18 protein-coding genes are annotated in these 21,364 nt (G+C 66.8%); 4 read left to right on the top strand and 14 right to left on the bottom strand.

Features of this window, described 5'->3' with window-relative positions; translation table 11 throughout:
- Positions 1-3: 3 nt before the first annotated feature.
- Entirely contained in the window at positions 4-849 is an 846-nt protein-coding gene (gene serB / locus DM992_RS11740; RefSeq protein WP_111016921.1) for a phosphoserine phosphatase SerB, read from the top strand.
- An 89-nt stretch (positions 850-938) separates the two neighbouring features.
- Here serB and DM992_RS11735 read toward each other — a convergent pair whose 3' ends face one another.
- From DM992_RS11735 to rimO, 5 genes are all read right to left on the bottom strand, one after another.
- Positions 939-2,120 (bottom strand): cystathionine beta-lyase, encoded by a 1,182-nt coding sequence (locus tag DM992_RS11735; protein WP_111016920.1) that lies wholly within the window; start codon positions 2,118-2,120, stop codon positions 939-941.
- A gap of 112 nt (positions 2,121-2,232) precedes the next feature.
- Complete coding sequence (locus tag DM992_RS11730; protein ID WP_111016919.1) at positions 2,233-2,775, bottom strand: hypothetical protein; 543 nt, start codon at positions 2,773-2,775, stop codon at positions 2,233-2,235.
- An 18-nt stretch (positions 2,776-2,793) separates the two neighbouring features.
- Entirely contained in the window at positions 2,794-3,984 is a 1,191-nt protein-coding gene (bktB, locus tag DM992_RS11725; protein WP_111016918.1) for a beta-ketothiolase BktB, read from the bottom strand.
- A 67-nt stretch (positions 3,985-4,051) separates the two neighbouring features.
- Positions 4,052-4,978, bottom strand: a complete 927-nt coding sequence (locus DM992_RS11720; RefSeq protein WP_111016917.1) for a sugar kinase — start codon at positions 4,976-4,978, stop codon at positions 4,052-4,054.
- Between the two features lie 3 nt (positions 4,979-4,981).
- Positions 4,982-6,343: a 30S ribosomal protein S12 methylthiotransferase RimO gene (rimO, locus tag DM992_RS11715; protein ID WP_034181306.1), complete on the bottom strand. Its 1,362-nt coding sequence runs from the start codon at positions 6,341-6,343 to the stop codon at positions 4,982-4,984.
- 411 nt (positions 6,344-6,754) lie between these two features.
- Here rimO and DM992_RS11710 point away from each other — a divergent pair, with 411 nt between their 5' ends.
- Positions 6,755-7,009 carry a hypothetical protein gene (locus DM992_RS11710; RefSeq protein ID WP_111016916.1) on the top strand — a complete coding sequence of 85 codons (255 nt, stop codon included), beginning with the start codon at positions 6,755-6,757 and terminating at the stop codon, positions 7,007-7,009.
- Between the two features lie 284 nt (positions 7,010-7,293).
- Here the strand turns inward: DM992_RS11710 and phaR are convergent, their stop codons facing one another.
- From phaR to DM992_RS11680, 6 genes are all read right to left on the bottom strand, one after another.
- Positions 7,294-7,860: a polyhydroxyalkanoate synthesis repressor PhaR gene (phaR, locus tag DM992_RS11705; RefSeq protein WP_111016915.1), complete on the bottom strand. Its 567-nt coding sequence runs from the start codon at positions 7,858-7,860 to the stop codon at positions 7,294-7,296.
- A 119-nt stretch (positions 7,861-7,979) separates the two neighbouring features.
- Complete coding sequence (locus DM992_RS11700) at positions 7,980-8,720, bottom strand: 3-ketoacyl-ACP reductase (RefSeq protein ID WP_111016914.1); 741 nt, start codon at positions 8,718-8,720, stop codon at positions 7,980-7,982.
- Positions 8,721-8,840: 120 nt separating this feature from the next.
- The gene (locus DM992_RS11695; protein WP_111016913.1) at positions 8,841-10,022 is read right to left on the bottom strand and encodes an acetyl-CoA C-acetyltransferase; all 1,182 of its coding nucleotides are present in this window, start codon (positions 10,020-10,022) and stop codon (positions 8,841-8,843) included.
- A 99-nt stretch (positions 10,023-10,121) separates the two neighbouring features.
- Positions 10,122-11,987, bottom strand: a complete 1,866-nt coding sequence (phaC, locus tag DM992_RS11690) for a class I poly(R)-hydroxyalkanoic acid synthase (protein ID WP_111016912.1) — start codon at positions 11,985-11,987, stop codon at positions 10,122-10,124.
- Positions 11,988-12,346: 359 nt separating this feature from the next.
- Positions 12,347-13,186: a peptidoglycan editing factor PgeF gene (gene pgeF, locus DM992_RS11685; RefSeq protein ID WP_111017890.1), complete on the bottom strand. Its 840-nt coding sequence runs from the start codon at positions 13,184-13,186 to the stop codon at positions 12,347-12,349.
- Positions 13,187-13,192: 6 nt separating this feature from the next.
- Entirely contained in the window at positions 13,193-14,395 is a 1,203-nt protein-coding gene (locus tag DM992_RS11680; protein WP_111016911.1) for an RluA family pseudouridine synthase, read from the bottom strand.
- A gap of 41 nt (positions 14,396-14,436) precedes the next feature.
- Here DM992_RS11680 and DM992_RS11675 point away from each other — a divergent pair, with 41 nt between their 5' ends.
- Entirely contained in the window at positions 14,437-15,261 is an 825-nt protein-coding gene (locus DM992_RS11675; protein WP_021163132.1) for an outer membrane protein assembly factor BamD, read from the top strand.
- A 121-nt stretch (positions 15,262-15,382) separates the two neighbouring features.
- Here DM992_RS11675 and DM992_RS11670 read toward each other — a convergent pair whose 3' ends face one another.
- From DM992_RS11670 to DM992_RS11660, 3 genes are all read right to left on the bottom strand, one after another.
- Entirely contained in the window at positions 15,383-17,632 is a 2,250-nt protein-coding gene (locus DM992_RS11670; protein ID WP_111016910.1) for an ATP-dependent DNA helicase, read from the bottom strand.
- 55 nt (positions 17,633-17,687) lie between these two features.
- Positions 17,688-17,903 (bottom strand): YdcH family protein, encoded by a 216-nt coding sequence (locus DM992_RS11665; RefSeq protein ID WP_034181296.1) that lies wholly within the window; start codon positions 17,901-17,903, stop codon positions 17,688-17,690.
- A gap of 76 nt (positions 17,904-17,979) precedes the next feature.
- Positions 17,980-18,732, bottom strand: coding sequence for a hypothetical protein (locus DM992_RS11660; protein WP_111016909.1), 753 nt, complete (start codon positions 18,730-18,732; stop codon positions 17,980-17,982).
- A 159-nt stretch (positions 18,733-18,891) separates the two neighbouring features.
- On the opposite strand from DM992_RS11660, the gene DM992_RS11655 reads away from it, so the two are divergent.
- Positions 18,892-21,216 (top strand): Tex family protein, encoded by a 2,325-nt coding sequence (locus DM992_RS11655; protein WP_072437239.1) that lies wholly within the window; start codon positions 18,892-18,894, stop codon positions 21,214-21,216.
- Positions 21,217-21,364 lie beyond the last annotated feature (148 nt).

Raw genomic sequence — 21,364 nt, 5'->3', positions numbered from 1 at the left:
GCCATGACCCACAACCTCGTCATCCAGAGTCTTGCGCCGCTGTCGGACGCCCATCACAAACCGCTGCTCGCGCTGTCGCGCGGCACCCGCATCGTGCAGACCGACGATCACGCGCTGCGCATCGAAAACGCGAACCCGGCGCAACGTCTCGACATCGACGCGTACTGCGGCACGCACGCACTCGACTTCGCGTTCGTCGAGGCCGGCCGCACGCTCGGCGATTTCGGGCTCGCCGTGATGGACATGGATTCGACGCTGATCACGATCGAGTGCATCGACGAGATCGCCGATTTCTGCGGGCTCAAGACGCAGGTCGCCGAGATCACCGAAGCATCGATGCGCGGCGAAATCCGCGACTTCAACGAAAGCCTCACGCGCCGCGTCGCGCTGCTGGCCGGGCTCGATGCGCAGGCGCTCGCGCGCGTGTACGAGGAACGGCTGCAACTGTCGCCGGGCGCCGAGACGATGCTTGCCGGCGTGAAGGCCGCCGGCATGAAGACGCTGCTCGTGTCGGGCGGCTTCACGTTCTTCACCGAGCGGCTGAAGGCACGCCTCGGCCTCGACTACGCGCATGCGAACACGCTCGAGATCGTCGACGGCAAGCTGACCGGCAAGGTGCTCGGCGAGATCGTCAACGCCGACGTGAAGGCGCGCCTGCTGCGCGACACGTGCGCATCGCTCGGCCTCGAGCCGAACCGCGCGATCGCGATGGGCGACGGGTCGAACGACCTGAAGATGATGGCCGAAGCCGGGCTGTCGGTCGCGTTCCACGCGAAGCCCGTCGTGCGCGACGCGGCGACGGTCGCGTTCGATCACGTCGGCCTCGACGGGCTGCTGCGGCTGTTCTGATCCCGCACGACCCCGAATGAAAAACGCCGGCGCGATGTTGCATCGCGCCGGCGTTTCGTTTTTCCCCGCGGGACGTTATCGGCCTGCGATCAGCCGAGTGCGGCCTGCATCGCGCGCTCGATATCCGCGCGCAGGTCGGCTTCGTCCTCGAGACCGACATAGAAACGCACCAGCGTGCCGCGATGCGGCCAGTCCGGACGCATCGACGCGACGTCATAAGGCATCGCGAGGCTGCACGCGCCGCCCCAGCTCCAGCCGATCGCGAACAGTTCGAGCGACTCGACGAAGCGGTCGATCTGCTCCGCGCTGTAGCGCGCGTCGAACACCACCGAGAACAGCCCGCCCGCGCCCGTGAAATCGCGCGTGAACGACGCATGTCCGGGGCAGTCGGCGATCTGCGGATGCAGCACCGAAGCGATCTCCGGCCGAGCCTTCAGCCATTGCGCGAGCGCGAGCGCGCTCCTGCTGTGCGCGTCGAAACGCACCTGCATGCTCGGCAGGCTGCGCAGCACGAGCGAACAATCGTCGACCGACACACCGATCCCGCAACGCATCCGCGCGAGCTTCAGCTTCGCGTGCAGCTCCGCGTCCGCGGTGATCGTCGCGCCCATCAGCACATCGCTGCCGCCCGACTGGTACTTGGTCAACGCCTGCACCGAGATGTCGACGCCGTGCTCGAACGGCTTGAATGCGAGCCCGGCCGAATAGGTGTTGTCGATCGCGGTGACGATGCCACGCGCCTTCGCAGCCGCCGTGATCGCCTGCACGTCGGGCACCTCCATCGTCACCGAGCCGGGTGCCTCGATCCAGATCAGCCGCGTGTTCGGCTGGATCAGATCGGCAATGCCGGCGCCGACGAGCGGATCGTAGAAGCGCACGGCGATCCCGAAATCCTTCGCGAGCCAGTTGCCGAAATCGGCGTTCGGTCCGTACACGTTGTGCGGAATCAGCACGTCGTCGCCGGCCTTCACGATCCCGAAGTAGACGTTCATGATCGCCGCGAGGCCCGACGGCTGCAGCAGCGCGTGCGTGCCGCCCTCGATCTCGGCGAGCCGCTGCGCGAGCGCGAGCGACGTCGGCGTCGCATGCAGCCCGTAGCGCCACTGGTTGTCGTTGTGCCAGACGAGCGAGCGCATCGTCGCGAGATCGGGGAACACGACCGTCGACGCACGCGCGACCGGCGGCACGAACGAACGGAAGCCGTCCGGAATGACGTCGTCGGGTTGAACGATGCGGGTTTGCAGCGCGCGCTTGGGAGTGGATGCAGTCATGACAGGAAGCCGGGCACAAGGCCGTTCGGTTGCGGAATATGTCGCTAGATTAGCCAAAATCGGGGCATTTGGCCCGGTACAATACGCGCCGCACACGCCGAGCCAGCGCGGCTCAGTCGTCGGTGCGCAGATTGACGACCGAGCCCACCGTCTCGATTTCCTGCACGCGGCCGTCGCGCACCTGCAGCGCCGCGCGCTTGCCCGGCGCCAGGCGCAGCACGACGGGCTGCGGGTCCGACTCGTCCGAGTTCATCCGGTCGGCCTTCAGGTCGCCCGTCGCGTCGAAGCGGCCGATCCATACGCCGGAGATGTTCGTGCCGTCGTTCGATTCCTCGATCTCGAGCGTATCGCCATCGCGATCGCCCGCGAGCAGGACGACCTCGCCCGTATCGGCGAACTGGTATTCGCCGTGCACGCCTTCCTCGTCCGTCTTCGGGCCGAGATGCACGACGATCGGCCGGTCGCCGAGCGTGCCTTCGTAGCGCGGCAGCCGCGCGAATTCGGGATTCGGCCGCAGCGGCCGCGCGGGTGCCGCCTCATCCTGTTGCGCGCCCGGCGCGACGGCTTGCGCCGCGACCGTGCCCGGCAGCGCGATGCCCGCCGCCAGCGCGCATGCGACGACAAGCGCCCGTTGCCATTCCGAATATCGACCCACCTTGCGTTGCTCCTTGCTTCAGATTCGCTCGAAAATCGCGGCGATGCCCTGCCCGCCGCCGATGCACATCGTCACGAGCGCGTATCGGCCGCCGATGCGCTGCAACTCGTACAGCGCCTTGACGGTGATCAGCGCGCCCGTCGCCCCGATCGGGTGACCGAGCGAAATGCCGGACCCGTTCGGATTCACCTTTGCCGGGTCGAGACCCAGCTCTTTCGTCACCGCGCATGCCTGCGCGGCGAATGCCTCGTTCGCCTCGATCACGTCGAGATCGGCAACCGTCAGCCCCGCGCGCTCGAGCACCTTTTGCGTGGCCGGCACGGGACCGATCCCCATGTAGGCCGGATCGACACCCGCATGCGCATATGCAACGAGGCGGGCGAGCGGCTTGGCGCCGCGCTTCTCGGCAACGCTGCGCTCCATCAGCAGCACCGCCGCCGCTGCGTCGTTGATGCCCGACGCGTTGCCGGCCGTCACCGTGCCGTTCTCCTTCACGAACACGGGTCGCAGCTTCGAGAAGTCGTCCAGGCTCGCGTCGTGGCGCACGTGCTCGTCGCGATCGAACACGACCGGCGTGCCCTTCTTCGAGCCGATCAGCTCGATCGGCAGGATCTGGGCCTTGAAGTAGCCGGCCTTCGCCGCGAGCGACGCGCGACGGTGCGATTCGAGCGCGAGCGCGTCCTGCGCGTCGCGCGAAATACCGTACTTCGCGGCGACGTTCTCGGCCGTCACGCCCATGTGGATCGTCTGGAACGGATCGTTCAGCGCGCCGACCATCATGTCGACCGCGCGCATGTCGCCCATGCGCTGCCCGAAGCGCGCGGCCGGGATCGCATACGGCGCGCGGCTCATGCTCTCCGCGCCACCCGCGATCGCGATGTCCGCATCGCCGAGCAGCACGCCCTGCGCGGCCGACACGATCGCCTGCAGCCCTGAGCCGCACAGTCGGTTGACCGTGAGCGCCGGCGCATGCTGCGCGACGCCGCCGTTGATCGCGGCGACGCGTGCGAGATACATGTCCTTCGGCTCCGTATGCACCACGTTGCCGAACACCACATGGCCGACCTCGTCGCCCGACACCTGCGCACGCAGCAACACTTCGCGTACGACTTGTGCACCGAGCTCGGTCGGCGCGATGTCCTTCAGGCTGCCGCCGAAATCGCCGATCGCGGTACGCACGCCGCTCACCACCACCACTTCACGTTGCATGTTGCCTCCTCATCCTTCTTCGAATGAATCGATCGTGCGGGGCCGTGGCCGGCGTGCGCGTGCCGCGTCAGCCTTGCATCAGGCGCTCCACCGCATCGCGGTGCGGAATCGGCGCGACCGCGCCGTAGCCCGTCGTCGACAGCGCCGCCGCGGCGTTCGCATAGCGTGCGGCCGCGAACGGATCGTCGCCCGCGACGATCCGCGCGACGAAGGCGCCGCCGAAGCAGTCGCCCGCGCCCGTCGCATCGACGGCCTCGACCGCGAAGCCCGGCACGACGCGCCGCTCGTTCGGCGTCGCGACATACGCGCCGTCCTTGCCGAGCTTCAGCGCAACGACTTGCGGCCCGTGCTCGAGCATCGCGTCGACGATCGCGTCGCGGTCGTTCGCGCCCGTGAGCGCCGTGACGTCGTCCCAGCTCGGCAGGCAGATGTCCGTCTGGCGCAGCGCCTCGCGCATTACCGCACGGGCGCGCGGCAGCGGCCACAGCTTCAGGCGCAGGTTCGTGTCGAAGCTGACCTTCACACCGTTGCGGCGCGCATGGTCGATCGCCGCGAACGCGGCGTCGCACGCGGCCGTGCTGATCGCGAGGCTGATGCCCGACAGGTGCACGGCCTTCGCCGCCGCCAGCGCGTCGAGCGGCAGGTCGCCCGCCGCGTAGCGGCTCGCCGCGGAGCCCGCGCGCAGATAGTCGAACTGGTGGCCGTCGACGCCGTGCGTGACGAAATACACGCCGGTCGGCGCCGTGCGATCGAACCGCACGTACGTCGTGTCGACGTGCTCGGCGCGCCACATGTCGGCCAGCAGGCGGCCGAACGGATCGTCGCCGATCGCCGACACGAAGCCCGTCGACGCGCCCTGGCGCGCCGCCGCGATGCAGAAGTTCGACGTGTCGCCGCCGAAGCCCTGCAGGAATTCCGGACGGCCCGGCTGCGACTGGTTGAATTCGATCATCGCCTCGCCGAGCGCGAGGATCTCCGGAAATGCGGCGGTCATCGCTTACACCTCGCCCCACAGATCGTGGCCGTCGGCGCCCGTGATCTTCACGGACACGAAATCGCCGACCTTGTAGCGCTTCGATGCCTTCGTCGCCGGCTCGACATAAACGACGCCGTCGATCTCCGGCGCATCGGCTGCCGTGCGGCCGATCCCGCCTTCTTCGCCGACTTCGTCGATCAGCACCTTGAGGGTCTTGCCGACCTTGCGCTGGATGCGGTTCGCCGACACTTCCTCGGCGACTTCCATGAAGCGCGCGCGGCGCTCCTCACGAACGTCGTCGGGCAGCGCGCCGTCGAGTTCGTTCGCGGTCGCGCCTTCGACCGGCGAGTACGCGAAACAGCCGACTCGATCGAGCTCCGCCTCGCGGATGAAGTCGAGCAGCGTTTCGAACTGCTCTTCCGTCTCGCCGGGGAAGCCCGCGATGAACGTGCTGCGGATCGTCAGGTCCGGGCAGATCTCGCGCCACTTCTGCACGCGCTCGAGCACCTTCTCGGCGTTCGCCGGACGCTTCATGCGCTTCAGCACTTCGGGGTGCGCGTGCTGGAACGGCACGTCGAGATACGGCAGCACGTGGCCCTTGAACGGACCTTCCGCCATCAGCGGAATCACTTCGTCGACGCTCGGATACGGATACACGTAGTGCAGGCGCACCCATGCGCCGTACTGCGCGGCGAGTTCGCCGAGCGCGGCGACCAGGTCGGTCATGCGCGTCTTGATCGGCTTGCCGTTCCAGAAGCCCGTGCGGTACTTCACGTCGACGCCGTAAGCGCTCGTGTCCTGCGAGATCACGAGCAGTTCCTTCACGCCCGACTTGAACAGGTTCTCGGCCTCGAGCATCACTTCGGCGACCGGACGCGACACGAGATCGCCGCGCATCGACGGGATGATGCAGAACGTGCAGCGGTGGTTGCAGCCTTCGGAGATCTTCAGGTATGCGTAGTGGCGCGGCGTGAGCTTGATGCCGGCCGCGGGCACGAGGTCGACGAACGGGTCGTGCGGCTTCGGCAGGTGCGAATGCACGGCCTGCATCACTTCGCCCACCGCATGCGGGCCGGTGACGGCGAGCACCTTCGGATGGACTTCCTCGATCAGGTTCGAGCCGCTGGCGCTCGACTTCGCGCCGAGGCAGCCGGTGACGATCACCTTGCCGTTCTCGGTCAGCGCTTCGCCGATCGCGTCGAGGCTTTCCTGCACGGCTTCGTCGATGAAGCCGCAGGTGTTCACGACGACGAGGTCGGCGCCGTCGTAGGTGCCGGAGATTTCATAACCTTCGGCGCGCAACTGGGTGATGATTTGTTCGGAATCGACGAGCGCCTTCGGGCACCCGAGCGAAACGAAGCCTACTTTGGGGGATTGGGACATCTGGAATGTGGGGGCGTGGCCGCAAAAGCGTGAGTTTACAGCGATTTAGGGGCGGCGAGCCAAAATGAACGGCTGGCGGCGCCATGAACCGCCAGTTCGAATACGCCGCAAGACGGGCCGCGGGTCATGAATCGGAGTTTGATGCGACCCTTTCACTTCGGGGCGAGCGACTGCCGCAGAGTACGACGCCCCCCTGGATCGCCTGCGCCAGTTCCTGCCCCGGCTGCTACGACACCGGCCCCTCGCGTCCGTGCTCTCTTCCTTTTGCGGCGAAAAATTCGAACCTGTCTCATTCCACGATGAACCCGACGCCACGTAGCATCGAGCGCCGTGCGCAGCGCCGCGGAAGTGCACCGCCGCTATGCGAAAATCGAAGCCTTCACTCTCTTCCATCCACCCAACGGGGCTCGCATGACCACCCACATCACGATCGAATTCACCCAGCACGCGGCAGAAGCCATCGATGAGCAAACCAGCACGAGCTTTTCCTACGACCAGGGTGCCCACGTGCCGCAACCCGGCGACTTCGTCGAGATCGAGAATGCGCAGCAGACGTTTCTCGTGATCGGCCGCGTGTTTTCGCTGAAGGCCAACTACAGCGCGGTCAAGCTCGTTCTCGACCTTCCCCCGCCGGACGATCACCAGGATTTCAGTTCGGAGCTGTGAGCGAAGGCGGGCGAACACACCGAGCCAGGTATCTGTCCGGCCGTCCTGACGGAGCCTTCCGCCTGCACGAAGCCAGCATTTCGGAAACGGCCTCACCCAAGACCCGGCATCCCGGGCACGGGCATGCGGTGCCGACGATCACGAACGACCGTCGGCGGCACCTTCCGGCAGGCGGCAGCCGCGCATCGTCGTGCCCGAGCACACGATCGGCCGCAGCGCACCACGCTTCACGGCGTCGGCCCTTCGACGGCTCGCGCCGCCGCGGCCGGCCTGCCGCAAAATCGCTACTTCTTCTCCGGCTCCGTGGGACCCGGCTGCTTGAAAGGAAACGTGCTGAACATCGACTTCGCCTGGTTCTGCATCTGTTCCTGCATCTGCACGAACATGTTCTTCGACTGCTCGATGTAGCTCGTCATCATCCCTTGCATCATCGGCGCCTGCATGTTCATGAACTGCGACCAGACTTCCGGATTCATCGCATTGGTGTCGTACATGTTCTTCGACTGATCCGCGAGCTTGTTCTGGATGTCGATGAACGCCTGGATGTTCTTTTCCAGGTACGTGCCCATCATGCCCTGCATCGCGTGACCGTAGAAACGGATGATCTGCGACAGCATCGACGACGAGAACATCGGCACGCCGCCGCTTTCCTCTTCGAGGATGATCTGCAGGAGGATGCTGCGCGTCAGGTCTTCGTTGGATTTCGCATCGACGACCTTGAAGTCCTCCTGCTCCAGTACGAGCTGCTTCACGTCGGTGAGCGTAATGTACGTGCTTGTCTCGGTATCGTAGAGCCGGCGGTTCGGGTATTTCTTGATGAGCCGTTCGGCCGTCTTCTTTGTAGTAGTCATGTAACGCCTTTCAGTGCAGCGTAGCGCAAGTGACGAATCCCCGCCGCCCGAATCCGGGAGGCGGGGGCCTTCGGAACACACCCGGCTGCGCGGCCACCCGGCCCGCGCAGCCCGGGCGTTCAGCCCATGTGCAGGCCGCCGTTCAGCGAGAAGTCGGCGCCCGTCGCGAAGCCGGAATCGTTCGACGCGAGCCACGCGACGATCGAACCGATTTCCTCCGGCGCACCGAGACGCCGCACCGGGATCGTCGCGACGATCTTCTCCAGCACGTCAGGACGGATCGCCTTCACCATGTCGGTGCCGATGTAGCCCGGCGACACGGTGTTGACCGTCACGCCCTTCGTCGCGACTTCCTGCGCGAGCGACATCGTGAAGCCGTGAATGCCGGCCTTCGCGGTCGAATAGTTGGTCTGGCCGAATTGCCCCTTCTGGCCGTTCACCGACGAAATGTTGATGATCCGGCCCCAGCCACGCTCGACCATCCCGTCGATCACCTGCTTCGTCACGTTGAACAGGCTCGTCAGGTTGGTGTCGATCACGGCGGTCCAGTCTTCATGCGTCATCTTGCGGAACACGACGTCGCGCGTGATGCCCGCGTTGTTGACCAGCACGTCGATCTCGCCGACTTCGGCCTTGACCTTGTCGAATGCTTCCTTGGTCGAGTCCCAGTCGCCGACGTTGCCTTCCGAAGCGATGAAATCGTACCCGAGCGCCTTCTGGTCCTCGAGCCATTTCACACGGCGCGGCGAGTTCGGGCCGCAGCCCGCGACGACCTTGAAGCCGTCCTTCGACAGACGCTGGCAAATGCTGGTGCCGATGCCGCCCATCCCGCCCGTTACGTACGCAATTCGCTGAGACATAAATCTCACTCCATTTTTTGGTTTCGAGAGCTGCCGAGGCCCCCTCTGACTTCACGTGGCGCCGGCCGAAGCCGCAATCGGCCGGCGCCCGGATTCGGTTCGCCGGTTACGGATGACCGGTTACGGACGCTCGACCGCGAGCGCGACGCCCATCCCGCCGCCGATACACAGCGACGCCAGCCCGCGCTTCGCATCGCGCTTGGCCATCTCGTGCAGCAGCGTCACCAGGATCCGGCAGCCCGACGCGCCGATCGGGTGACCGATCGCGATCGCCCCGCCGTTCACGTTCACCTTCGACGTGTCCCAGCCCATCTGCTTGTGCACCGCCAGCGCCTGCGCCGCGAACGCCTCGTTGACCTCCATCAGGTCCAGGTCGCCCGGCGTCCAGCCCGCCCGCTCCAGGCACCGCCGCGACGCCGGCACCGGGCCCATCCCCATCACGCTCGGATCCACGCCCGCGTTCGCATACGCCTTGATCCGCGCCAGCGGCGTCAGGCCCAGCGCTGCAGCCTTCTGCGCCGACATCACCAGCACCGCCGCCGCGCCGTCGTTCAGGCCCGACGCGTTCGCCGCCGTCACCGTACCGTCCTTCGAGAACGCCGGCTTCAGCCCCGCCAGCGATTCCGCCGTCACGCCGTGACGCACGAACTCGTCGGTCGCGAACTGCAGCGGCTCGCCCTTGCGTTGCGGAATCGACACCGGAACGATCTCGTCGTTGAAGCGCCCGGCCTTCTGCGCCGCTTCAGCCTTGTTCTGCGACAGCGCCGCGAACGCGTCCTGCTCGTCGCGCGTAATGCCGTATTCCTTCGCGACGTTCTCCGCCGTGATGCCCATGTGGTACTGGTTGTACACGTCCCACAGCCCGTCGACGATCATCGTGTCGACCAGCTTCGCGTCGCCCATCCGGAACCCGTCGCGCGAGCCCGGCAGCACGTGCGGCGACGCGCTCATGTTCTCCTGGCCGCCCGCGATCACGATCTCCGCGTCGCCCGCGACGATCGCGTTCGCCGCCAGCATCACGGCCTTCAGGCCCGAGCCGCACACCTTGTTGATCGTCATCCCCGGCACTGCCGTCGGCAGCCCGGCCTTGATCAGCGACTGCCGCGCCGGGTTCTGCCCCGAGCCGGCCGTCAGCACTTGGCCCATGATCACTTCGCTGACCTGCTCGGGCTTCACGCCCGCACGCTCCAGCACCGCGCGGATCACCGTCGCGCCCAGCTCAGGCGCCGCAATCTTCGCAAGCGAGCCGCCGAATTTGCCGACCGCGGTCCGCGCGGCCGATACGATCACTACGTCCGTCATTTCCCTTTCCTCCAGACCCGCACGACACGGCGCATCGTTACCGGCCCTGTTAAAAAAACTGCGGTGCATCGGACAGCGTGCGCCGCTGTCCGGTTTTCGTCAATCGCGCTGCAATACGTAGCGCCCCGGCGCCGGCTCGATCACCGGGAACTGCGCGGAGCCCGGCTTGGCGGGCGGCGCCACCTTGCGGCCGCCGTACTGATCGAGCCACTCGACCCAGGTCGTCCACCAGCTTCCCGGCTGCTCGGCCGCACCGGCGAACCAGTCGTCCGCGGCTTCGGGCAGGTCGCTGTCGTTGACCCAGTAGCTGCGCTTCTTCTTCGCTGGCGGATTGATCACGCCCGCGATGTGACCCGACGCGCCGAGCACGAACTTCAGCGGGCCCGACAGGATCGACGTCGACGCGTAGGCCGTCTGCCACGGCACGATGTGATCCTCGCGCGAGCCATAGATGAAGGTCGGCACGTCGATCAGCGACAGGTCGACGGATTCGCCGCACACGGTCAGCGCGCCCGGCTCGCGCAGCTTGTTCTCGAGATAGGTATTGCGCAGGTACCACGCGTACATCGGGCCCGGCAGGCTCGTCGAGTCGCTGTTCCAGTACAGCAGATCGAACGGCGCGGGCGTGCGGCCCTTCAGGTAGTTGTCGACGACGTAGTTCCACACGAGGTCGTTCGGTCGCAGGAACGAGAACGTGTTCGCGAACTCGACGCCGCGCATCAGCCCCGGTTGCGTGCCGTTCTTGCCGCCGATGGTCTGCTCGCGCATCTGCACGTGCGCCTCGTCGACGAACACGTCGAGAATGCCCGTGTCGGTGAAGTCGAGCATCGCGGTGAGCAGCGTCATCGACGCGGCCGGGTGTTCGCCGCGCGCGGCGAGCACCGCCAGCGCGGTCGCGAGCATCGTGCCGCCGACGCAGAAGCCGAGCGTGTTGATCTGTTCGCGGCCGCTGACCTGCTGCACGGCATCGATCGCCGCGAGCAGCCCTTCGTTCATGTAGTCGTCCCACGTCTTGTGCGCGACCGATGCATCCGCATTGCGCCACGACACGAGGAACACCTGATGGCCGTTCGACAGCGCGTGCGCGACGAGCGAATTCTCGGGCTGCAGGTCGAGGATGTAGAACTTGTTGATGCACGGCGGGACGATCAGCAGCGGCCGCTCGAACACCTTGTCCGTCTTCGGCGCGTACTGGATCAACTGGATCAGGTCGTTCTCGTAGACGACCGCGCCTTCAGTACACCCGAGGTTCTTGCCGACCACGAACTGCGATTCGTCGGTCTGCGAAATCTTGCCGCGCCGCAGGTCGCCGAGCAGGTTCATCATCCCCTGCCGCAGGCTTTCGCCCTGCGTCTCGAGAATCGATTTCTGCGCGTCGGGATTGAGTGCGAGGAAGTTGCTCGGCGCGGCGGCGGCCGTCCATTGCTGGACCGTGAAGCGGATACGCTCGCGCGTCTTCGGATCGGTCTGAAGCGCGTCGGCCAGTTCCTGCAGATAGCGCGCGTTGAGCAGATACCAGGCAGCCGCGAACGCATGCGCCGGCGACGCCTTCCACGCATCGCCGCTGAAGCGGCGGTCCTTCAGTTCGGGCGATTCGAGCTTCGCGGCGGCCGCCTGCTGCATCAGCGTCATGCAATCGCGCGCGTAGTCGGCCTGCAGCGTCTGCAGCCGTTCGGGCGGAATCGCGGCAACCGGCAGCTTCAGCCCCGCGAACGGCGACGCCATGCTGCCCAGATCGGGCATCGACGGCACCTGGAACGGAAACGAAGTCGGGAACTGGAATGTCGCGAACGGATTGACGGTGGCCGACGCAGTCGCGGCGCGCGCCGGATCTGCAAAACCGCGCCACGCGTTCAACCACGATTCGAACATCTGCTGCATCGGCTGGGCGACCGGATCGAAGCCGGTGCTGCCCGTGGAAGTGCCCGCCTGAGCGGACGTCGACGAATTTTTCGATGCTGTCATTACCTGCCTTACCGGTGATTCGTGAGCGTCTATCGTGAAATCCTGCTCGCGCGCGGCGTGCCGGCTGCGAGCCGGGCCGTCATGCTCTGGAGAGGCGTCTCCAGATTCTGCCGCAGTGCGGTATTTTTATCATTATCGTTTTCCCCATGTGAAGCGCCATGTCAAACCGCTGAACATTTCCGCGCAGAGATAATCCGTGTGCAACAGACAGGACAAGGGTTTCGGCGAAACATAAAACATTTTGGCCGACTTGACTTCGGGATTTTTCATTCGACCGCGCATGCAACGCCGCATTGCCGTCTAAATATCGAGATAACCGATTTCGCGACGCAACAAAACCATGCGCGCATGCGCATGCGTCAATCTGCCAGCCAGATCGCCGCCGCCATGCGGCCCGTCACACGGTCGCGCCGGTACGAATAGAAGCGCGCGCGTTCGGTGACCGTACAGGCTGTCCCGCCGCTTATGTGCTCCACACCCGCACGCGCGAGACGCAGGCGTGCGAGCACATAGAGATCGGCCAGAAACTTGCCGGGCGTGCCGTCGATCGCGACGAACGCACGACGGGTTTCATCATGCTCCGACTGCGGGGCCGTGTCGAGAAACGCGTCGCGCACGTCGGCGCCGACCTCGAACGCCCGCGGGCCGATCGCCGGCCCCAGGTACGCATGAAGCGTGTCCGTCGCGCCGCCCGCGAGCGCCGCGACGCGCGCCGCAGTCTGCTCGACGATGCCGGCCGCGAGCCCGCGCCAGCCCGCATGCGCGGCGCCGACCGCGCGGCCCTGCGCGTCGCACAGCAGCACGGGCAGGCAGTCGGCCACCATCACGACGCAGACGGCGCCCGTCCGGTCCGTGACGCTCGCGTCGGCCCGCACCGGCGCCGCAGCCGCGGGCGCCGCCGCGATCACCTCGTCCGCGCGCACGATCTGCGCGCCATGTACCTGCTCGAGCCATGCCGCGCTCGGCTGGCCGGCCAGCGCGAGCAAGCGCGCGCGATTCCCGGCGACATGGGCGGGATCGTCACCGGTATGCAGGCCGAGATTCATCCCCCCTGCCAACGCGGCACCGTCCTGCCAGCGCCCGTACGGGCCTTCGCTCACGCCGCCGTCGCGCGTCGTGATCAGCGCGCGCACGCGCGGCGACACCTGCCAGTCGGGCTGCACGCAGTCCTGCCACGTCAACGGCGCCAGGTTCGTCATCGGCACTCACTCCTCATCGTCCAGGTACGGCTCATCGTCGTGATACTCGCCACCGAAATCGTCATCGTCGTAGACACCGTCGTCGTCGAATTCCTCGTCGCCCTGCCCGAAGCCGAGCGCCGCGACGAGGGCGTTCATGTCGTCCGGCAACGGGCAGCGCCACTGCATCGCCTTGCCCGTGACCGGATGCACGAGGCCGAGCCGCCAGGCATGCAGCGCCTGTCGCGCGAACCCGCCCGGCAGCGGCGCGACCGAGCGCTTGCCGCGCGCGCGTCCGTAGACGGGGTCGCCGAGCAACGGGTGCCCGGCATGCGCGCAGTGCACGCGGATCTGATGCGTGCGGCCGGTTTCGAGGTCGCACTGGATCGCCGAAACCGGCTGACGTTGCCACACGCATGTGTCAACCGTGCGGAAATGCGTGCGCGCGGGCTTGCCCGACGCGCCCGTGACGACGGCCATGCGCGTGCGCTCCCGCGGATCGCGGCCGATCAGCGCGTCGATCGTGCCTTCCTCGGGCATCGTGCCCCACACGAGCGCGAAATAGCGGCGCTTCACCGTGCGAGCCTGCAGCTGGCGCACGAGGTCCGTCTGCGCGGCCAGCGTGCGTGCCACCACCATCAGGCCGGAGGTTTCCTTGTCGAGCCGGTGGACGATCCCCGCGCGCGGCAGGCCGGCCGCCGCGTCGCCGTAGCGATGCAGCAGGCCGTTCAGGATCGTGCCGCTCCAGTTGCCGGCCGCCGGGTGCACGACGAGGCCGGCCGGCTTGTTGATGACGACGAGCGCGTCGTCCTCGTAGATGACGTCGAGCGGCACGGGTTCCGGCGTGAACGCGAGCTGCTCGGGAAGCAGATCGGGCACGAGCTCGATCTTCGCGCCGAGCGGCACCGGCTGGCGGATCTTCGCCGGCGCGCCGTCGACCAGCACGCGCTGCGCCTCGATCCAGCTCTGCAGGCGGCTGCGGGAGAATTCGGGGAACAGCTGGGCGAGCGCCTTGTCGAGGCGTTCGCCCGCGAGCGACAGCGGCACTTCGACGACGCGCGGCGCGTCATCGCCCGCCGCGGACGGCGCTACGGACGGTTGCAATGCGTCGCCGGTCAGATCGTCATCGAGGGAATCCCCCGAGGCAGCGTCGGCGGGCCGACCGCTTGGGCTATAATCTTCGCGATTTGGTGTGCCCGGCTGGGCATTCTGCGAACTTGAACGGGTCATTTAGACTGGGTCACCGAGACTTGAAGCTAGGACATGCGAGCATGATGAATTCGACCAAACGTACGGCCAGAACCGTCGCCGCCCGGGCTGCGGCGGTAGCGGCCGCGGCCCTCATCGCCGGCTGCCACGGCTTGCCGCAGAAGCAGGACGAGACGGCTACCTGGTCGAACAACAAATTATACTCAGAGGCCCAGGACGCACTGTCCGGCGGCGACTGGGGCAAGTGCGCGAAATATTTCGAATCGCTGCAAGGTCGCGATCCGTTCGGCCATTTCGCGCAACAGGCGCAGATCAACGTTGCATACTGCAACTGGAAGGATAACGAAGCGGCAGCCGCCGACCAGGCCGTCGACCGCTTCATCCAGCTCCATCCCGATCATCCGGATATCCCGTACGCGTACTACCTGAAGGGGATGATCCACTTCAACGACGATCTGGGCCTGTTCGGCCGCTTCTCCGGCCAGGACATGAGCGAGCGCGATCCGCAGGCGCTGCGCGAATCGTACGATGCGTTCAAGGTCGTCGTCGACCGCTTCCCCAAGAGCAAGTACGCGCCCGACGCGGCCGCACGGATGCGCTACATCGTCAACGCGCTCGCGTCGCACGAAGTGCACGCAGCCGACTACTACTACCGTCGTGGCGCGTATGTCGCGGCCATCAACCGCGCGCAGCTCGCGATCAAGGACTACAAGGGCGCGCCGGCGATCGAAGACGCGCTGCACATCATGATCCTGTCGTACGGCAAGCTGAACCAGCCGCAACTTGCCGAGGACACGAAGCGCGTGCTCGCGGGCACGTTCCCCGACAGCCCGTACGTGACGGGCCATTCGCGCCCCGGTGCGAAGAAGTCGTGGTGGCAGTTCTAAAACACTGCGCGACGCAACGCCAGTTGCGCCAACAAAAAACCCGGCCATCGAGCCGGGTTTTTTGTTGGCGCCGCATTCCGGCGGCACAGGTGCGGTCGCACGGCGGTCGCCGCGCGTGCCGTCACATGCGTTTTTCCGAGCGATGCTCGTCGAAGAAGTCCTGAACGACCGCGATCTCGCGAGTCCGCTTGAACGGCGGCAGGCTCTGCCAGATCCGGCGCCCGTAAGGCTTGTCGACGAGCCGCGTGTCGCAGATCATCAGCACGCCTCGATCCGTCTCCGCGCGAATCAGCCGGCCCGCGCCCTGCTTCAGCGTAATCACGGCCTGCGGCAACTGGTGCACGGCGAACGGGCTCAAGCCCTTCTTCGTCAGCGCGTCGAGCCGCGCGGCCAGCACCGGATCGTCGGGCGGCGCGAACGGCAGCTTGTCGATCACGACAAGCGACAGCGCGTCGCCGCGCACGTCGACGCCTTCCCAGAAACTCTGGCTGCCGACCAGGATCGCGTTGCCGTACGCGCGGAAGCGATCGAGCAGCTCGGTGCGGCTCGCATCGCCCTGCACGAGCAGCGGCGTATTCCAGCCGCGCGACTCGATCACGTCGCGCAGCTTCGACGCGATCCGGTCGACCGCGCGCAACGTCGTGCACAGCATGAACACGCCGCCGCCGGACGCCTCGATCGCCGGCAGCGCGGCATCGAAGACGGCATCGGTAAACGCGGGCGAAGACGGCTGCGGCAGGTTGCGCGGCACGTACAGCAGCCCCTGCGACTGGTAGTCGAACGGGCTCGCGAGCGTCATCGAACGACGCGAGCTGAGGCCCATCTGCGCTGCGTAGTGCGTGAAATCGCCGCGCACCGACAACGTGGCCGACGTGAACACCCATGCACGCGGCACGCCCGCACGCTGCTTCGCAAAGATCGGTGCAACCGACAGCGGCGTTTCGTGCAACTGGACGGTATGCGCGAACACCTCGACCCAGCGCACCTTCTCGTTCGGATCGCCGTCGGACGCCGCCTTGTCGCCGGCCGCTGCCTCATCGGCCTTCGCGGCCGCTTCCGCCGCGCCGGGCGCGACCCAGCCGGCCAGCAGGTCCTGCAATTCGCGTGCGCGCCGCAGGCATGCGCCGAGCGACTCCGCCCGTTCGGCCTGGCTCGCGAGCGCCGACGCGAGCGCATCGAGCGCCGCCTCGAGCGCGTCGAGCGCGCCGAACATCGGATGATCGTCGCCGAGCTGCGCGAGCGACATGCGGACGATCTGGTCGTTCGCGAATGCGAGGCGCAAGTCGCGTGCTGCCCGTTCGAGATCGCCGCCGAGCTTCACCCACTCGACCGCGTCGCGCGCATGGCTCAGGCCTTCGGCCACCGTGTCGCGCGCGAGCTCGAGGATCTGCGTCGTCGACAGCGTTTCGCCGAAGAACAGCGTCGCCGTCTCCGGCAACTGGTGCGCTTCGTCGAAGATGATCGTGTTCGCGTTCGGCAGCAGTTCGGCCATCCCCGTGTCGCGCAGCATGATGTCCGCGAAGAACAGGTGGTGGTTGACGACGACGACGTCGGCCTGCTGGGCCTCGCGCCGCGCCTGCATCACGAAGCATTCCTTGTAGTGCGGGCATTCCTGGCCGAGGCAGTTGTCGCGCGTCGACGTGACCATCGACCACACGGGTGCCGTTTCCGGCACGCTCGCGAGTTCGGCCTTGTCGCCGCTCTTCGTGAGCTTCGCGAAGCGGACGATTTCCTGCAGGTAGGCCGTGTCCTGCCGCGACGGCAGGCGGCCGTTGTCGGCCGTGCGTTGCAGGTAGTAGTGGCACAGGTAGTTTGCGCGGCCCTTGAGCATCGCGACCGTCACCGGCACCGCGAGCGCGTTGCGCACGGTCGGGATGTCACGCTGGAACAACTGGTCCTGCAGGTGCTTCGTGCCGGTCGACACGATCACCTTGCCGCCCCACAGCATCGCCGGCACGAGATACGCATAGGTCTTGCCGGTACCCGTACCGGCTTCGACGATCAGCGTGTTGTCGCCTGCGTCGCTGTCGGACTCGGCGGCCGCGGCATCGTCCGCCGCCGGCCCGGCCGTCTTGTCGCCGTCGCCGAGGCGGCGCGCCGGCCGCTTGCGGGTTTCGAAGATCTCGGGCTCGGGCATCCGGCGCGCGGACGCTTCCATCGCGGACGCTACCGCACGCGCCATCTCGATCTGCGAAGTACGCGGCCGATAGCCGTCGAGCGCGCGCGCCAGCAACCCGCCTTCGCCGAAGATCGTGTCGAGTTCGTCGACGCGCTTGCGGCTCAGCTCGAAGGTGCCTTCGGGCGCACGAACGCGCCCGGCGGACGACGCGTCTCGCCGGGCATCGGGGGTGGCTTCAAGCGGTGAATTCAAGGCAAGCGTTCCTGTGTCCAGCGCCCGAGCGGCGCCGGCGCTTGCCAGGCCGCGCTCAGGCGCGCTTATCCGGTTCCAGCTGCGATTGCAGCAAAATGATTTTGTCCTTGGCTGCCAGCTTTTCCTTCTTCAGCCGGTGCAGCGTGATGTCGTCGATGTCGGAGTGTCCTTCCTTCAGCTCGATCTCCCGAGCGAGCTGCTGGTGCTGCTCCTGCAATGCAGCCAAACGGTTGTGCAATTCCTGCTGCTGTTCCGTGAGACGGTTTTGCATGTTTGCCTCCTCATCGAAGCAGCGCGCCGGCTGGCGTGCCAACGCGCACGAGACTGATCCCGATCAATCCAACACGTTACTGCCCCTGCTGTTGCTGCTGCCTGGCCTTCTCGGCCGCTTCCTGCTGACGCCGCTCGACATCGGCCTTGTGCTGCGCGGCTTCCTTCTGCTTCTGCTCGTAGCGCACGGCGTTGTCCGCACGCTCCTGCGCCTTCTGCGCCGCCTGCTGGTGCGCCTGGTCGAGCTTGCGCTGGAAGTCGGCCTGCTTCTGGTCGTATGCCTGCTTGCTCGCCGCGCGCTGCGGCCCCTCCGCGCCGCGCTGTGCCTGCTTCAGCGCATTCTGCTCCTGCTTGTCGCGGAACGCAGCCGCGTTCGCCGCGTCGTTCGCCGCGCGCTGCGGCGCTTCCGCCGCATTCTGCGCCTGCTTCAGCGCCTGTTGCTGGTCGCGCTGCTGCGCACGCACCGCGCGCTGCTCGTCGTTCAGCGCAAGCTGCTCCTGGCGGATGCTCGCCCGCTCGTCGCGCATCTGGTCGCGTGCCTTGCCGAGACAGTGATTGACGAAGAACTTGCTGTAGCAATCGTGCTCGGCCACCGCATAACGATAATCGTTTTCCGCGGAGCGCTGATTGAGCACTTTTTGACGGGCGTCGAAATCCGGTGCGGCTGTGGTCGTAACGGGCGCGGCTGCGGTGGCGGCCGGCGCGGTTGCGCCAGAAGCCTGCGCGAACGCACCGGAAGGCCCGGCAGACAAAGCCGCGGCGAGCGCTGCGCCGAGCGCGGCGAGAGAAATGCGGGAAGTTGGCAACGTCGTAGGAAAGCTGCGGGACATGTGTCAAATTCTATCACCCCCGGCTGGACGCTCCGCCATTTATGGCAAAATGCCCCGCTTCACCCACCCGCGGCATCTGGCCCGTCGGGCCGCCGTGCAGCCTGCCGCTCCGGGCCTGCCGGCCCGCGCCGCGATTTCAGCAGGCAGATCATCCACGACATGACGGAAACCGTAGCACTCAAGATCGTACAGCGCATCGCCACCGAACTGTCCGTCCAGCCGCGCCAGGTCGCGGCGGCCGTGCAACTCCTCGACGAAGGCTCGACCGTTCCGTTCATTGCCCGGTACCGCAAAGAAGTGACCGGCAACCTGGACGACACGCAGCTGCGTCAGCTCGAGGAACGCCTCCTGTATCTGCGCGAACTCGAGGATCGCCGCGCGGCGATCCTGTCGAGCATCGACGAACAGGGCAAGCTGACCGACGAACTGCGCGCCGCGATCGACGCGGCCGACAGCAAGCAGGTGCTCGAAGACCTTTATCTGCCGTACAAGCCGAAGCGCCGCACGCGCGCGCAGATCGCCCGCGAAGCCGGCCTCGAGCCGCTCGCGCAGGCGCTGCTCGCGAACCCGCTGCTCGACCCGCAGGCCGAGGCGGCCGCGTATGTCGACGCCGACAAGGGCGTCGCCGACGTGAAGGCCGCACTCGACGGCGCGCGCGACATCCTGTCCGAACAGTTCGGCGAGACGGCCGAGCTGCTCGGCAAGCTGCGCGACTACCTGCACAACCAGGGCGTCGTGTCGTCGGCTGTCGTCGAGGGCAAGGAAAACGAGGAAGGCGAGAAATTCCGCGACTATTACGACTACGCGGAAACGATCAAGACCGTGCCGTCGCACCGCGCACTCGCGCTGTTCCGCGGCCGCAACGCGGGCGTGCTGACGGTCAAGCTCGGCCTCGGCGAAGAGCTCGACGCGCAGGTGCCGCATCCCGGCGAGGCGATGATCGCGCGCCATTTCGGCATCGCGAACCAGAACCGCCCGGCCGACAAATGGCTGTCCGACGTATGCCGCTGGTGCTGGCGCGTGAAGGTGCAGCCGCATATCGAGAACGAACTGCTCACGCAACTGCGCGAAACCGCCGAAACCGAAGCGATCCGCGTATTCGCGCGCAACCTGAACGACCTGCTGCTCGCGGCGCCGGCCGGCCCGAAGGCCGTGATCGGTCTCGACCCCGGCCTGCGCACCGGCGTGAAGGTCGCGGTCGTCGACCGCACCGGCAAGGTACTCGCGACCGACACGATCTACCCGCACGAGCCGCGCCGCGACTGGGACGGCTCGATCGCGAAACTCGCGCGCATTGCCGCGCAGACGCAAGCCGAACTGATCAGCATCGGCAACGGCACCGCGTCGCGCGAAACCGACAAGCTCGCGAGCGAACTGATCGCGAAACACCCCGAGCTGCGCCTGCAGAAGATCGTCGTGTCGGAAGCCGGCGCGTCGGTCTACTCGGCGTCCGAGCTCGCGGCGAAGGAATTCCCGGAGCTCGACGTGTCGCTGCGCGGCGCCGTGTCGATCGCGCGCCGCCTGCAGGACCCGCTCGCCGAGCTCGTGAAAATCGAGCCGAAGGCGATCGGCGTCGGCCAGTACCAGCACGACGTGAACCAGCGCGAACTCGCCCGCTCGCTCGACGCGGTCGTCGAGGATTGCGTGAACGCGGTCGGCGTCGACGCGAACACGGCATCGGCCCCGCTGCTCGCGCGCGTGTCGGGCCTGAACGCGACGCTCGCGCGCAACATCGTCGACTACCGCGATGCGAACGGCCCGTTCCCGTCGCGCGAGCACCTGCGCAAGGTGCCGCGCCTCGGCGACAAGACGTTCGAACAGGCCGCCGGCTTCCTGCGCATCAACGGCGGCGAAAATCCGCTCGACCGCTCGTCGGTGCACCCGGAAGCCTATCCGGTCGTCGAGCGGATGCTCGCAAAGATCAGCAAGCGCATCGACGACGTGCTCGGCAACCGCGAAGCGCTGTCGGGCCTGTCCCCCGCGGAATTTGTTGACGAACGTTTCGGTCTGCCGACCGTGCGCGACATCCTGTCCGAACTGGAAAAGCCGGGCCGCGATCCCCGCCCGGAATTCAAGACCGCGACGTTCCGCGAAGGCGTCGAGAAGGTGTCGGATCTCGTGCCGGGCATGACGCTCGAAGGAGTCGTGACGAACGTCGCCGCGTTCGGCGCATTCGTGGATATCGGCGTCCATCAGGACGGCCTTGTCCACGTATCCGCGATGTCGACGAAGTTCATCAAGGACCCGCACGAAGTCGTGAAGGCCGGCCAGGTCGTCAAGGTGAAGGTGCTCGATGTCGACGTGAAGCGCCAGCGCATTGCGCTGACGATGCGCCTCGACGACGATGCGGCCGCACCCGGCATGTCGTCGCGCGGCAGCCAGGATCGCGGCAACGCGGGACGCGGCGCCGCACGCCCGCCGCGTTCGCGCGAGCCAGAACCGGCCGGTGCGATGGCCGCGGCATTCGCAAAGCTGAAGCGCTGAGCGCGCGAAAGCCGTCGACGTACGCAAAGCCCGCCACAAGGCGGGCTTTTTTATTGCTGCCGCGAACGCGCACGGCTCGACGCTCGCTGGCGTCTGCACGCACGCAGTCGGCTATCTGATTGGATGGTTTGGCTTGCACGGAACACGC

Source organism: Burkholderia sp. JP2-270, from assembly GCF_003233675.1.
Taxonomy (GTDB): Bacteria; Pseudomonadota; Gammaproteobacteria; order Burkholderiales; family Burkholderiaceae; genus Burkholderia; species Burkholderia pyrrocinia_C.
This window is presented reverse-complemented; position numbering and strand designations above follow the sequence as displayed.

What these genes read in the sequence shown, in the direction of transcription:
- DM992_RS11720 (WP_111016917.1), bottom strand. Translation starts at nt 4,978, where the DNA reads ATGACCGCCGCATTTCCGGAGATCCTCGCGCTCGGCGAGGCGATGATC.
- DM992_RS11710 (WP_111016916.1), top strand. Translation starts at nt 6,755, where the DNA reads ATGACCACCCACATCACGATCGAATTCACCCAGCACGCGGCAGAAGCC.
- phaR (WP_111016915.1), bottom strand. Translation starts at nt 7,860, where the DNA reads ATGACTACTACAAAGAAGACGGCCGAACGGCTCATCAAGAAATACCCG.
- serB (WP_111016921.1), top strand. Translation starts at nt 4, where the DNA reads ATGACCCACAACCTCGTCATCCAGAGTCTTGCGCCGCTGTCGGACGCC.
- DM992_RS11660 (WP_111016909.1), bottom strand. Translation starts at nt 18,732, where the DNA reads ATGTCCCGCAGCTTTCCTACGACGTTGCCAACTTCCCGCATTTCTCTC.
- DM992_RS11680 (WP_111016911.1), bottom strand. Translation starts at nt 14,395, where the DNA reads ATGACCCGTTCAAGTTCGCAGAATGCCCAGCCGGGCACACCAAATCGC.
- DM992_RS11675 (WP_021163132.1), top strand. Translation starts at nt 14,437, where the DNA reads ATGATGAATTCGACCAAACGTACGGCCAGAACCGTCGCCGCCCGGGCT.
- DM992_RS11655 (WP_072437239.1), top strand. Translation starts at nt 18,892, where the DNA reads ATGACGGAAACCGTAGCACTCAAGATCGTACAGCGCATCGCCACCGAA.
- bktB (WP_111016918.1), bottom strand. Translation starts at nt 3,984, where the DNA reads ATGCAACGTGAAGTGGTGGTGGTGAGCGGCGTGCGTACCGCGATCGGC.
- pgeF (WP_111017890.1), bottom strand. Translation starts at nt 13,186, where the DNA reads ATGACGAACCTGGCGCCGTTGACGTGGCAGGACTGCGTGCAGCCCGAC.
- DM992_RS11735 (WP_111016920.1), bottom strand. Translation starts at nt 2,120, where the DNA reads ATGACTGCATCCACTCCCAAGCGCGCGCTGCAAACCCGCATCGTTCAA.
- rimO (WP_034181306.1), bottom strand. Translation starts at nt 6,343, where the DNA reads ATGTCCCAATCCCCCAAAGTAGGCTTCGTTTCGCTCGGGTGCCCGAAG.
- phaC (WP_111016912.1), bottom strand. Translation starts at nt 11,987, where the DNA reads ATGACAGCATCGAAAAATTCGTCGACGTCCGCTCAGGCGGGCACTTCC.
- DM992_RS11695 (WP_111016913.1), bottom strand. Translation starts at nt 10,022, where the DNA reads ATGACGGACGTAGTGATCGTATCGGCCGCGCGGACCGCGGTCGGCAAA.
- DM992_RS11665 (WP_034181296.1), bottom strand. Translation starts at nt 17,903, where the DNA reads ATGCAAAACCGTCTCACGGAACAGCAGCAGGAATTGCACAACCGTTTG.
- DM992_RS11700 (WP_111016914.1), bottom strand. Translation starts at nt 8,720, where the DNA reads ATGTCTCAGCGAATTGCGTACGTAACGGGCGGGATGGGCGGCATCGGC.